Below are 12,186 nucleotides of genomic sequence, written 5' to 3'. Positions count from 1 at the left end.
CGCGCCGCGGGGCGCGCCGCCCACCAGGAGAATCCACATGTCCCGAACCGTCGTCAATCCCGATACTGTCTTCAATACGGTGCAATATGGCTTCAGCCAGGCCGTGATCGTGACCGGCCAGCGCCGCATGCTGCTGTCGGGCCAGGTCGGCGTCGATGCGCGGGAGCGCACGGTCAGCCCAGGGCTGCGCGAACAGGCCGACGCGGCGATCGACAATATCGAACGCGTGCTGGCGGCGGCCGGCGGCACACTGGCGCAGGTCATCATGCTGCGCATCTACATTTGCGAAACGGCGCGCGAGGACCAGGAGTCGATCGCGCAAGTGCTGCGCGACCGCTTCCCGAACGATCCGCCACCCTCGTCATGGATCATCGTCAGCGGCCTGTCGTTGCCGGAATGGCTGGTCGAGATTGAAGCGGAAGCCATGCTCGATTGAGTGTGGCGGGGGGGATCGAGAAGTCCGATTTATCGGAAGCGCCTGCCCCGGGCGTCCCGCGATCTGGCATCCTGCGAACGTTCATCCGGCTCGCGCCGGCAGGCACGGCTTTGCAGAGTCCACCGACTTTCCGGCGCCGCGTCGGATGAACACGCCTCCCGCTGGTTCCCCTTTTTCACACCGCTACGCCTGGCCCTTGTCGCGCCATGGCGTGGCCGCAAAAGCTTCGCGCAGGTGGGCCAGAAAGCCCGCGGTGCGCGCGGGCAGGTCCTGGCGTGATTTCACCAGCGCCACCACATTCGCCTCGGGCAGGCTCCAGCCCGGCAGCAACGGCACCAGCGCGCGGCGCTTCACGTGCTCGGCCACATCCCATTCCGATCGCGCCACGATGCCATGCCCCGCCAGCGCCCAGGCAACCGCCGTGGCCCCGGTATTGCTCGACAGCACGGGGGCAATGCGCACGCCCACCACCGGGCCGCGACCGCGCTTGAAGCGCCACAGCGTCACGTCCTCTTCATTTTCACGCAACGCGATGCAGTCGTGGTCGCGCAGGTCTTCGGGCTTGGCGGGCGCCCCGTGGCGAGCCAGGTATGCGGGCGACGCGCACAGGATGCGCCGATTCGGCGCCAGGGGATACGCCACCAGCGTGGAATCGCGCAGCTCGCCGATGTGAACCATGACGTCCCAGTCATCGCTTGCCAGCCGCGGCGGACCGTCGGACAGCACCAGGCTGGCGGTCACGTTGTCGCTGTGCTGGCGAAACTCCGCCACCAGTCCCGCCACGTACCGCTGGCCGAATCCCAGCGGCGCGACAACGCGCAGATGGCCGGCCACCACGCCGCGCCGCCCCGCCAGCTCATCGGCCAGCTCGTTCAGTTCCCCGCAGATCTGCCCGGCGCGCAGCGCCAGCAGGCGGCCCTCGTCGGTCAACGCGGTGCCGCGCCCGGAACGATTGACCAGGCGCACGCCCAGGCGTTTTTCCAATGCATGCAAGCGCTGGGTCACGGCGGGCGGCGTCACGTCGAGCGCGCGCGCGGCTTGCGCCAGCGAGCTGGTGGCGGCCAGGCTCAGGAAAAAGCGCAGGTCATCCGTGGTGATCATTCAGAATCGCCTTAATGATTGATTAAGCATTGATTAAACACGCAAGCGCCCTGGCGCGCCATACTTCGAACCTGCGGACGGATACCCGGGCGCCATCCGCGTTGCATTCCTTTCCGCACGCCCGTTTCAGTTTCGCCGATATCGCCATGACCACTGCCTCCGTCACCCTGGATACGCTGGATACGCCCTGCCTGCTGCTGGACGAAACCCGCATGACACGCAACATCGAGCGCCTGAACCGCCTGATGGCCGGCCATGGCGTGCAGCTGCGTCCGCACCTGAAGACGCCCAAATCGATCGAGGTCGCGCGCCGCGTCATGGCGCGGCCCGAAGGGCCGGCGGCGGTGTCGACGCTGCAGGAGGCCGAGCAATTCGCGGCGGCGGGCGTGACCGACCTGCTGTATGCCGTGGGCGTGGCGCCCGCCAAGCTCGAACGCGTATTGGCGCTGCGGCGTGGTGGTGTCGACCTGACCGTGGTGGTCGACAGCGTCGAGGCGGCGCAGGCCGTGGCCGCGCGCGCGCTCGAAGAGGGCGCAGCGATTCCGGCGCTGATCGAAATCGATTGCGATGGCCACCGCGCCGGGGTGCAGCCGGGCCAGGCCGGACAGTTGCTGGAGATCGCGCGAGCGTTGCATGCCGCCGGGTGCCTGCGCGGCGTCATGACCCATGCGGGCGAGTCCTATGGCTGCCGCAGCGTGGAGGCGATCGCCGACATGGCCGAGCAGGAACGCCTGGCCGCCGTCGGCTGCGCCGAAACGATTCGCGCCGCCGGCCTGCCGTGCCCGGTGGTCAGCGTGGGCTCCACGCCCACCGCCCATTTCGCCCGCAACCTGGAGGGCGTGACCGAAGTGCGCGCCGGCGTCTACGTGTTTTTCGACCTCGTCATGGCGGGACTGGGCGTGTGCGCCGTGGACGACATCGCCGCGAGCGTGCTGACCACGGTGATCGGCCACCAGCCCGACAAGGGCTGGATCCTGGTCGATGCCGGCTGGATGGCCATGTCGCGCGATCGCGGTACGGCCCGGCAGCCGGTGGACCAGTTGTACGGGCTGGTGTGCGACGTGGATGGCCAGGTCTATCCCGACCTGCTGCTGGCCGAGACCAACCAGGAGCAGGGCATCATCAAGCTGCGCGCGGGCAGCGGCGCCGCCTTGCCCGATCTGCCGCTGGGCACCCGGCTGCGGATCGTGCCGAACCACGCCTGCGCCACCTGCGCCCAGCATGACGCCTACGCCGTGGTGCGTAGCGGCGATCGCCAAGTCGTGGCGCAATGGCAACGTTTTCGCGGCTGGTAGCCCGGCCGCAGCCTCCAGGAGTCAAGATGGACATCATATCCACCCCTCATGCGACGCCGCCGGCCGGCCACTATTCGCAGGCCGTGCGCGCCAATGGCTTTGTCTTCGTTTCCGGGCAGTTGGGTTTCCTGCCGCCCGTCCAGCCCGGCGAGCCGCCACGGCTCGCGCAAGGCGTGGCCGCGCAGACCGAGGCCGCGCTGCGCAGCCTGGCGGCCATTCTGCAAGCCGCGGGGACGTCGATGTCCGCGGTGGTCAATGTCACGGTGTACATCCCGGACGTTGGCATGTGGAACGAGGTGAATGGCGTCTACGAACGCAGCTTCGGCGATCACCGGCCCGCTCGCGCCATCGTGCCGACACGGGAATTGCACTATGGGGCGCTGGTGGAAATCAGCGCCGTCGCGGTCGCGCCGCAGGCCTGAGGCGGGCGCCGGCGGTTCACGTCCTGGGTCTCGGGGACGGATGGGCGGCGCGCCCGCCTATAATGCGGTCGCCTCAATACCGCAGGGGAGTCCGTCCGCATGCACTACGAATATCTGTTCTGGTCCATGGCCGCCATGGTGGCCGCGGCGCTCGTGGGTGGGTCGCTGTGCGGCCGGTTGCGCACACCGGGCCGCGTGCTCGCGGGTGTGGTGGTATGGGCCGCGGCGGTCTGCGCCGTGGTGGTGGTGTTGTCGCGATCTGCCGGTTTCGGCGATCAGGCGGCGATGCTCGCGGTTGCCGCCTTCATGTTCAGTCTGGTGATCGGCGCCGCGGCCGCATTGTTGACGCGGCGCATCCTGCGGCGCCACTGAGCCGCTCCGGAACCTGGCCGGGCGTGGCCGCCGGGCTGTCGGCGGGGCGCGATGACACACCCGCCGGCCGCGTCGCGAGGGCCGGGGCGCGCCTCATTCCTCGGCGTCGAAATCCTCGTCGTCGTCTTCTTCGTCCTGTTCCAGCGCGTCGTAGCCCTTCCAGGTGATGCGCCAGCGGGTATCGCCGGCGGTCGCCGCCGTTTCGCTGACCTGCTTGACCAGGCCCGCGTCGGCCAGCAGGTCGAGGTGGTGCGCGACCAACTGCAGGCCTTGTTCGTGGGCCAGGGCCGCTTCCTTGATGTCATGGGTGCTCAGGTTGGGGCCAGGCGCGTCGCGCAGGGCTCCCAGGATGGTGACGACCAGATCGAAATCGCGTTGCATGATGTCCGCCGTAGAGTTGGGGAAAAACAGGCCGACGATAGCAGAGTTCCGTGGCGCCCACGCGACAGCGGCGGGCGCGGGTTACATTGCAGGGTTACCGATAACCGATACAGGCAGTACCCATGAAGAAACCCGCCGAGCGCGATTGCATTGCCCTGGTCCCGGGCTACAGCGGCCAGGCCGCCAAGCTCTTCCTGACGCGCGCCGAGGACGGCGCCATCGCCGGCGTCACCGTGTTCGACCTGCTGGGGCACGTCAAGCACCAGGGCGACGCGCAGGCGGCCGCCGACTGGGTGGCCGCCTGGCTGGCCCAGGAGGCCGACAATCGCAAGGCTCGCCGCACGCAGTTGCTGGCGCAGATGTTCCTGTGCAAGTTGGCGGACGACGAGAAGGCCGCCTTCCTGGATGCGCAGAAGCCGCTGCTGGCCGCGCTGGCCGCCGCCGGTGTGCGCAGCCGCAGCGTGGCGGCCACCTCCGGCGCCGCCCGCCGCTCTTTGGGGCCGGCTGTCAGGAAGCCTTAGCATAAGGCTGTTATAGTCGCGCCTGGGCGTGTGCGCACCCGTGCGGGCGCGCCCAGGCGGGCCCGGCCCGCAAGTCTAGGAAGAGTGATCATGGAAATACTGAGTCGGCATGTTGCCGACGTGGCGGGCGGCGTTGAGCTGCACACAACGCTGGATGGCGAGAGCATCAGCGCCTATGTCGTGACCGGCATGGACGATCTCGAGGCGATCGCCGACCTCGTGCCCCGCGAGAAAGTCGAAGCCGGCGCGGACATTCACGCCGCTGGTGTCGACAATGTTGATAATGCGCAAGACCAAATCGACCAGGTCCTGGAGAATATGAATCCCGGCGACGTGGCGGTTTTCCTTTGCTCGGGCCCCGAAGCTTTCAACGCGGCGCTCGATCTGTTGGGTTTACCTATCGAAGAGTAAGCCTGACGGCAAACCAAAGTGCCATCCAAACGGCGTATGTGTGAGCGACGCCCTTTGATGGCATTTATATAAGCCTTGATTGTTTTTTTATGATGCGTGGGTGTTTACACCTATGCAGGCCTTCTTTTTGCCTATGAAAACGTGTAAATTTTGTTCGCAGTTTCTCTTTGTTGCATTATTGGCACGTATTTTTTAGGATTATGTTGACTTGTGAGGGGAACATAACGATAGTGTCGGCACACGATCACAAGCGTTGCGATTTTCGTTCAGTGCCGTGCCTTTTCCGGCTCAGCGTTATTGTTCTACTGTCCCCTCCTTGATTGATTCGTGACCTCCGGGCATTTGCCCATTATCTCTAGGAAATACAGTATGGAAACCGGCGTCGTTAAGTGGTTCAATTCGGAAAAAGGCTATGGCTTCATCACCCCGGAAGCGGGTGGTAAGGATCTGTTCGCTCACTTCTCCGAAATTCAGGGCTCGGGCTTCAAGTCTCTGGAAGAGAACCAGCGCGTCAGCTTTGTGACGGCCAATGGCCCCAAGGGCCCGCAAGCCACGAAGATTCAGGTCCTGTAAGGCTCTGACTTTTCGGAAAAGCCCCTTCGGGGGCTTTTTTGCATCTGGGCTCCCCACCAGGGAGCCCTTTTGCTGTCCGGCGGCGCCTGTGGCCTCTTGGCGGGGCCGCCGCAGTCGCTGCCAGTGTTCCTGGCTCGCGGTATCCTTGCGCCAGTTCCCCGTCCTTCCGCCCGCCTGGCGGCGGACCCGCACCCCGCACCCGCAATCGATCGAGGATGATCTCCATGACCCAACCTGGCCAAGAACCTGTTTCCCTGCGCGCGGCGGACATCGTGGCGTTCTGGCGCGACGCCGGGCCGCAGCAGTGGTTCACCAAGGACGCGGCCTTCGATGAGCGCTTCCGCCAGCATTGCGGCCCGGCCCACATGGCCGCGGCGGCACGCCAGCTCGATGCCTGGATGGACGAGCCCGAGGGGGCGCTGGCGTTGATGATCCTGCTGGACCAGTATCCTCGCAACGCCTATCGTGGCACCGCGCACATGTTCGCCACCGATCCGCTGGCGCTGGTGTTCGCCGAGCGCGCCATTGCCGCCGGCCACGATCTGGCCGTCGATCCGGCGCTGCGCCAGTTTTTCTATATGCCCTTCGAGCATGCGGAAACCGTCGCCGCGCAGAACCGGGCGGTGGCGCTGATGGAACCGCTGGGCGCCGACGCGGTGCGCTGGGCCGTCCTGCATCGCGACATCATCAAGCGCTTTGGCCGCTTCCCCCATCGCAACGCCGCGCTGGGCCGGCAGACGACGCAGCCCGAGCAGGAGTTCCTGGACGCCGGCGGCTTTGCCGGATGAGGCAGGGCGGCGGCGCGGCATGCCTTGCGCGCGAGCGTATCCGCCTGTATCGACGCATGGCGAGTTGAAAAAAAGCGATCGCGGCCTCGTCGCGGGCAGGGCGCGACGCTTGCGATGATCGTCTATTTGACGTTTTTCGAGGTTCGCCAATACACTGGGTCCAGCGAGATTTTCAAGAGACGCGGTCTGCGTTCAACTTGTCGCGGTCAGTGGTGCTGCGTTGCTTTCCTCTCCCATCCTTGATCATCTGGCGCCCCGCGAGCAATCGCTTCTTTAGGTTCGAGGAAATTCCATGGCAACCGGCATCGTCAAGTGGTTCAACGCCGAAAAAGGGTATGGCTTCATCATGCCCGACGACGGCAGCAAGGATCTGTTCGCCCACTACTCGGAAATCCGCAGCGAAGGCTACAAGTCGCTGCAGGAAAACCAACGGGTCACGTTCGAGGTCGGTACCGGCCCCAAGGGCCCGAGCGCCAAGAACATCAAGGTGGCCGCCTGAGTCCAGGTCCGTGGCGCGCCCCTGGCGGCGCGCCACAATGAAAAAAGCCCCGCACGCGAGTGTCGGGGCTTTTCTTTTTGCTGCGGCGCGCCGGGCGCTCAATGCTTGGGATGCGAAGGCGTCGACAGTTTGTCGACCAGGGCGATGCCCAGCGCGGACAGGATGAACAGCGCGTGGATGATGGTCTGCCACATCACGCCCGCCTCCGAGAAGCGCGCATTGGGGGTGCCCAGCGTGCCGGCCTCGATGAAGGTGCGCAGCAGGTGGATCGAGGAGATGCCGATGATCGCCATGGCCAGCTTGACCTTGAGGACGCTGGCGTTGACGTGGCTGAGCCATTCCGGCTGGTCCGGATGGCCTTGCAGGCGCAGGCGCGACACGAAGGTCTCGTAGCCGCCCACGATCACCATGACCAGCAGGTTCGATATCATCACCACGTCGATCAGGCCCAGCACCAGCAGCATGATCTCCATTTCACCGAAGCTGGTGGCATGCGTCAGCAGGTGCCACAGTTCCTTCAGGAACAGCATCACGTAAACGCCCTGGGCGACGATCAGTCCCAGATAAAGCGGCAGTTGCAGCCAGCGCGAGCTGAAAATCAGGCTGGGCAGCAGGCCCAGGCGGGGAGGGGTGTTGGGGGTCATGGTGGTTGCGAGCCGTTATGAGGAAGTGCGGAAAAAACTGCGGCGGCAATTCTAACAACGCCGGCCTGCGCCGGTATTTGTTTTTGATGACGGTTTGACGTCGCAGGCGCGGTACTTACCACGGTAAGGAGTCTTTTGCATGCCTTTTGTGTAAGTGAAGTTCGCATTTGCGAAACTCTGTGGCGAAACGGTTTGAGAGCTTTGGGCGTATATAGAATTGCGGCCTCACTCGCACCCGAGTCAGTCAAGAGGAGTTTTTTCATGAAGATCCGCTACACCGTTGCCGCGCTGGCCGTTGCTCTCGCCCCTTACTCCGCGTCGCATGCCCTCGATATCGGGGGACTGGTGGGCGCCGGCAGCAAGGTGGTGCAGGCCGCCACCCTGAGCGATGCCGAAATCAAGACTTTGTCCGACAAGGCTTGCGCGCAGAGCGATTCGCAGGAAAAGATCGCCGCGCCGGGCAGCAAGTATGACGTGCGCCTGCAGAAGATCGCCAAGCAGCTGGGCGGCACCGTCAACGGCCAGAAGGCCAACTACAAGGTCTACATCACCAAGGACGTCAACGCCTGGGCCATGGCCAACGGCTGCATCCGCGTCTACAGCGGCCTGATGGACATGATGACCGACGACGAAGTGCTGGGCGTGGTCGGCCATGAAATCGGCCACGTGGCGCTGGGCCACAGCAAGAAGGCCATGCAGACCGCCTACACGGTCTCGGCCGCGCGCGATGCCGCCGGCGCCGCCGGTGGCGCCACGGTCGCCGCCCTGAACTCGTCGCAGCTGGGCGACCTGACCGAGAAGTTCATCAACGCGCAGTTCTCGCAGTCGCAGGAAAGCGCCGCTGACGACTACTCGTTCGACCAGCTGCAGGCCAAGAAGCTGAACACCCGCGGCCTGGTGACGGCGTTCCAGAAGCTGGCCGAGCTGGACGGCGGCAAGAGCGATATGATGAGCTCGCACCCGTCCTCGGCCAAGCGCGCGCAGCACATCGAAGATCGCATCGCCAAGGCCAAGTAAGCGCCCTGGCGGGCAATTTGCCGCCCTTTCCGGGTGGAAAACGGGGCGCGAGCATCCGGGCTTATCCGGGTGCTCGCGCCCCTTTGCGTCAGGGGTCCGGAAGTTTCCGGTAAAATGCCGCGTTTATCCGCCCGTCATCTCATATCTTTCGGAAAATAGGTCTTTTAATGCAGCCTGTGGTTGAAACCCTCTCCGGCCTCGAGCGCCGTGTTGATCTGGCCGTCTCGGTGGCCGACGTCGAAAAGGAAGTCCAGGCGCAGTTGAAGCGCGTGGCCCGCACCGCCAAGGTCCCTGGCTTTCGTCCCGGCAAGGCGCCGCTCGCCATGCTCGAGCGCAGCCATGGCCCCGGCATCCGCTACGACGTGATCAACAGCCAGGTCGGCCGTGCATTCGAACAAGCCGTCGACGGCGCCAAGCTGCGCGTCGCCGGCGCCCCGAACCTGGAACCCAAGACGGAAGGCGTCGGCGAAGACACGCTGGCCTTCACCGCCACGTTCGAGGTCTACCCCGAAGTCGCCGTGCCGGACCTGTCGGCCCTGGCCGTGACCCGCTATGAAACCGCCGTCACCGACGCCGAAGTGCAGCAGACCCTGGACGTCCTGCGCAAGCAGCGCGCCACGTTCGAAGCCCGTGAAGGCCGCGCCTCGCAAGACGGCGACCGCGTCACGCTGGACTTCGCCGGCACCATCGACGGCGTGCCGTTCGACGGCGGCAAGGCCGAAGACTTCCCCTTTGTGCTCGGCCAAGGCCGCATGCTGCCGGAATTCGAAGAAGCCGCCCGCGGCCTGAAGGCTGGCGAAAGCAAGGTCTTCCCGCTCAAGTTCCCCGATGACTACCAAGGCAAGGAAGTCGCCGGCAAGACCGCCGAATTCACCATCACCGTCAAGGAAGTGGCCGAAGGCGTCCTGCCCGAACTGAACGCCGAATTCGCCAAGTCGCTCGGCCAGGCCGAAGGCGACATCGAAAAGCTCAAGGCCGACATCCGCAGCAACATCGAACGCGAAGTCAAGGTGCGCTCGCAAGGCCGCACCAAGGCCAGCGTGATGGACGCCCTGGTCGAAGCCGGCAAGTTCGACGTGCCGAAGGCGCTGGTCGACAACGACGTGCAAAGCCGCATCGCCGCCGCCCGCGAAGAGCTCAAGCAGCGTGGCGTGCCGAACGCCGAGTCCGTGCCGATCCCGGCCGAGGCCTTCTCGACCGAATCCGAGCGCCGCGTGCGCCTGGGCCTGCTGGTGTCCGAACTGGTCAAGCAAGCCCAGCTGCAGGCCAAGCCGGAACAGGTCCGCGCCCGCATCGAGGAATTCGCGGAAAACTACGAACAACCCGCCCAGGTTGTCAGCTATTACCTGGCCGACCGCCAGCGTCGTGCTGAAATCGAGGCGATCGTGCTCGAAGACAACGTCGTCGCGCACGTTCTGGAAAAGGCCAAGGTCACCGACGAAAAGGTGCCTTTCGATCAGTTGATGGGGATGGCGTAACACTATGCAGAGATTCACCGATTTCTATGCGGCAATGAATGGCGGGTCGTCGGTGACCCCCACCGGCCTGGGCTACATTCCCATGGTGATCGAGCAGTCGGGGCGCGGCGAACGCGCCTACGACATCTATTCGCGCCTGCTCCGCGAGCGGCTCATCTTCCTGGTGGGCCCGGTCAACGACGCGACGGCCAACCTGGTCGTGGCCCAGTTGCTGTTCCTGGAATCGGAGAATCCTGACAAGGACATTTCCCTGTACATCAACTCGCCCGGCGGGTCGGTGTACGCGGGCATGGCCATCTACGACACCATGCAGTTCGTCAAGCCGGACGTGTCGACCCTGTGCACCGGCCTGGCGGCCAGCATGGGCGCCTTCCTGCTGGCGGCTGGCAAGAAGGGCAAGCGCTTCACCCTGCCCAACTCGCGCATCATGATCCACCAGCCCTCGGGCGGCGCCCAGGGGCAGGCCTCCGACATCCAGATCCAGGCTCGCGAGATCCTGGACCTGCGCGAGCGTCTCAATCGCATCCTGGCCGACAATACCGGCCAGTCGATCGACCGCATCGCCCTGGACACGGAACGTGACAACTTCATGTCCGCCGAAGATGCGGTATCGTATGGACTGGTGGACAAGGTGATGACCTCCCGCTCGGAAGGCTGACTTCCCGGCTGAGTCCCATCCGCTGCCGCCTTGTTTGAGTAAGCGCAGGCGCCGGGCCCTTTACCCGGTCCGGCGCTTCTTTACCTGAGATACGACTACATATGCCTGAAAAAAAGGGATCGGCAGACGCAAAAGTGCTGCATTGCTCGTTTTGCAATAAAAGCCAGCACGAAGTCCGCAAGCTGATCGCGGGTCCGTCGGTATTCATCTGCGATGAATGCATAGACTTGTGCAACGACATCATCCGCGAGGAAGCGCAGGCGACCGCGCGCGCGGCGATTCGTTCCGAACTGCCCACTCCGGCTGAAATCAAGACGTTCCTCGACCAGTACGTGATCGGGCAGACCTCGCCCAAGCGCATGCTGGCGGTGGCCGTCTACAACCACTACAAGCGCATCCGCCACGGCGAGATCAAGGGCGACGAAGTGGAGTTGTCCAAGAGCAACATCATGCTGATCGGCCCCACCGGGTCGGGCAAGACGTTGCTGGCGCAGACGCTCGCGCGCATGCTGAACGTGCCGTTCGTCATGGCAGACGCCACCACGCTGACCGAAGCCGGTTACGTCGGTGAAGACGTCGAGAACATCATTCAGAAGTTGCTGCAGAACTGCAACTACGAAGTCGAGAAGGCGCAGCGCGCCATCATCTACATCGACGAAATCGACAAGATTTCCCGCAAGTCCGACAACCCGTCCATCACCCGCGACGTGTCGGGCGAGGGCGTGCAGCAGGCCCTGCTCAAGCTGATCGAAGGCACGGTGGCCTCGGTGCCGCCGCAGGGCGGGCGCAAGCACCCCAACCAGGACTTCGTCCAGGTCGACACGACCAACATCCTGTTCATCGTCGGCGGCGCCTTCGACGGGCTGGAAAAGGTCATCCGCGACCGCACCGAAAAGTCCGGCATCGGCTTCTCCGCCTCCGTGCGCGCCAAGTCCGAGCGCGGCGTGGGCGAGCTGTTCTCGGAAGTCGAGCCCGAAGACCTGATCAAGTTCGGCCTGATCCCCGAGCTGGTCGGCCGCCTGCCCGTGGTCGCCACGCTGGACGAACTCGATGAAGCTGCCCTGGTGCAGATCCTCACCGAGCCCAAGAACGCCCTGCTCAAGCAATTCCAGAAGCTGTTCGCCATGGAAGGCGCCGAGCTGGACGTGCGGCCCGCCGCGCTCAAGGCCATCGCCCGCAAGGCGCTCAAGCGCAAGACCGGCGCCCGCGGCCTGCGCTCCATCATCGAGCAGGCCCTGCTCGACACCATGTATGACCTGCCGTCGCAAGGCAACGTCAAGCGCGTGGTGCTCGACGAAGGCGCGATCGAAGGCGAGGGCAAGCCCCTGCTGATCTACGCCGACGAGGAAGGGACGGCCGAAAAGCCCGAGCGCGGAGAAGTTCGCGACGCCGCAGCCTGACGGATATTTCAAAAAAACCCGTTTCCGTAACGGGTTTTTTTGTCTCCGGCGCCTGATTGAACGCACACTCCCAGGGTGCGTCCAATATAACGGGATGGCGGCCGCCGATTTTTTTTCCGTTTTGTTTATCGGGCCGCCGGGATCTTGAATTTTCGGCTATTGTTCCCATAACAGACGTAACTGACGGGGC

Annotated in this window: 16 protein-coding genes; 13 read left to right on the top strand and 3 right to left on the bottom strand. The window is 64.6% G+C overall.

Going from position 1 to position 12,186, the window contains the following annotated elements:
- Positions 1-37: 37 nt before the first annotated feature.
- Positions 38-436 (top strand): RidA family protein, encoded by a 399-nt coding sequence (locus ACVN9Z_RS25165; protein ID WP_054445157.1) that lies wholly within the window; start codon positions 38-40, stop codon positions 434-436.
- Positions 437-619: 183 nt separating this feature from the next.
- Here ACVN9Z_RS25165 and ACVN9Z_RS25160 read toward each other — a convergent pair whose 3' ends face one another.
- A complete protein-coding gene (locus tag ACVN9Z_RS25160; RefSeq protein ID WP_006386194.1) occupies positions 620-1,537 on the bottom strand; it encodes a LysR family transcriptional regulator in 918 nt (305 codons plus the stop codon).
- A gap of 146 nt (positions 1,538-1,683) precedes the next feature.
- Here ACVN9Z_RS25160 and ACVN9Z_RS25155 point away from each other — a divergent pair, with 146 nt between their 5' ends.
- From ACVN9Z_RS25155 to ACVN9Z_RS25145, 3 genes are all read left to right on the top strand, one after another.
- A complete protein-coding gene (locus ACVN9Z_RS25155; RefSeq protein ID WP_026384512.1) occupies positions 1,684-2,832 on the top strand; it encodes a DSD1 family PLP-dependent enzyme in 1,149 nt (382 codons plus the stop codon).
- A gap of 26 nt (positions 2,833-2,858) precedes the next feature.
- The gene (locus ACVN9Z_RS25150; protein WP_020928333.1) at positions 2,859-3,254 is read left to right on the top strand and encodes a RidA family protein; all 396 of its coding nucleotides are present in this window, start codon (positions 2,859-2,861) and stop codon (positions 3,252-3,254) included.
- A gap of 99 nt (positions 3,255-3,353) precedes the next feature.
- Complete coding sequence (locus tag ACVN9Z_RS25145) at positions 3,354-3,626, top strand: hypothetical protein (RefSeq protein WP_006386191.1); 273 nt, start codon at positions 3,354-3,356, stop codon at positions 3,624-3,626.
- A 93-nt stretch (positions 3,627-3,719) separates the two neighbouring features.
- Here ACVN9Z_RS25145 and ACVN9Z_RS25140 read toward each other — a convergent pair whose 3' ends face one another.
- Positions 3,720-4,007: a DUF2513 domain-containing protein gene (locus tag ACVN9Z_RS25140; RefSeq protein ID WP_006386190.1), complete on the bottom strand. Its 288-nt coding sequence runs from the start codon at positions 4,005-4,007 to the stop codon at positions 3,720-3,722.
- A 122-nt stretch (positions 4,008-4,129) separates the two neighbouring features.
- On the opposite strand from ACVN9Z_RS25140, the gene ACVN9Z_RS25135 reads away from it, so the two are divergent.
- From ACVN9Z_RS25135 to ACVN9Z_RS25115, 5 genes are all read left to right on the top strand, one after another.
- Complete coding sequence (locus ACVN9Z_RS25135; protein WP_006386189.1) at positions 4,130-4,528, top strand: hypothetical protein; 399 nt, start codon at positions 4,130-4,132, stop codon at positions 4,526-4,528.
- Between the two features lie 90 nt (positions 4,529-4,618).
- Positions 4,619-4,939: a hypothetical protein gene (locus ACVN9Z_RS25130; RefSeq protein ID WP_006386188.1), complete on the top strand. Its 321-nt coding sequence runs from the start codon at positions 4,619-4,621 to the stop codon at positions 4,937-4,939.
- A gap of 369 nt (positions 4,940-5,308) precedes the next feature.
- On the top strand, positions 5,309-5,512 hold the full coding sequence (locus ACVN9Z_RS25125) for a cold-shock protein (protein ID WP_006220190.1): 204 nt from the start codon (positions 5,309-5,311) through the stop codon (positions 5,510-5,512).
- A gap of 224 nt (positions 5,513-5,736) precedes the next feature.
- Complete coding sequence (locus ACVN9Z_RS25120) at positions 5,737-6,300, top strand: DUF924 family protein (RefSeq protein WP_020928332.1); 564 nt, start codon at positions 5,737-5,739, stop codon at positions 6,298-6,300.
- 292 nt (positions 6,301-6,592) lie between these two features.
- Positions 6,593-6,799: a cold-shock protein gene (locus ACVN9Z_RS25115; protein WP_006225311.1), complete on the top strand. Its 207-nt coding sequence runs from the start codon at positions 6,593-6,595 to the stop codon at positions 6,797-6,799.
- Between the two features lie 98 nt (positions 6,800-6,897).
- On the opposite strand, the gene ACVN9Z_RS25110 is transcribed toward ACVN9Z_RS25115, so the two are convergent.
- Complete coding sequence (locus ACVN9Z_RS25110; protein WP_006386185.1) at positions 6,898-7,443, bottom strand: TIGR00645 family protein; 546 nt, start codon at positions 7,441-7,443, stop codon at positions 6,898-6,900.
- A gap of 261 nt (positions 7,444-7,704) precedes the next feature.
- On the opposite strand from ACVN9Z_RS25110, the gene loiP reads away from it, so the two are divergent.
- From loiP to clpX, 4 genes are all read left to right on the top strand, one after another.
- On the top strand, positions 7,705-8,460 hold the full coding sequence (gene loiP / locus ACVN9Z_RS25105) for a metalloprotease LoiP (protein WP_006386184.1): 756 nt from the start codon (positions 7,705-7,707) through the stop codon (positions 8,458-8,460).
- Positions 8,461-8,627: 167 nt separating this feature from the next.
- A complete protein-coding gene (gene tig / locus ACVN9Z_RS25100) occupies positions 8,628-9,938 on the top strand; it encodes a trigger factor (protein WP_006386183.1) in 1,311 nt (436 codons plus the stop codon).
- 4 nt (positions 9,939-9,942) lie between these two features.
- Positions 9,943-10,596 (top strand): ATP-dependent Clp endopeptidase proteolytic subunit ClpP, encoded by a 654-nt coding sequence (gene clpP, locus ACVN9Z_RS25095; protein WP_006386182.1) that lies wholly within the window; start codon positions 9,943-9,945, stop codon positions 10,594-10,596.
- Between the two features lie 101 nt (positions 10,597-10,697).
- A complete protein-coding gene (clpX, locus tag ACVN9Z_RS25090) occupies positions 10,698-11,996 on the top strand; it encodes an ATP-dependent Clp protease ATP-binding subunit ClpX (protein ID WP_006386181.1) in 1,299 nt (432 codons plus the stop codon).
- The last annotated feature ends 190 nt before the right edge of the window (positions 11,997-12,186 follow it).

The organism is Achromobacter sp. KK8 (assembly GCF_054188005.1).
The sequence above is the reverse complement of the archived record's forward strand: the minus strand, read 5'-3'. Positions and strand labels throughout refer to the sequence as shown.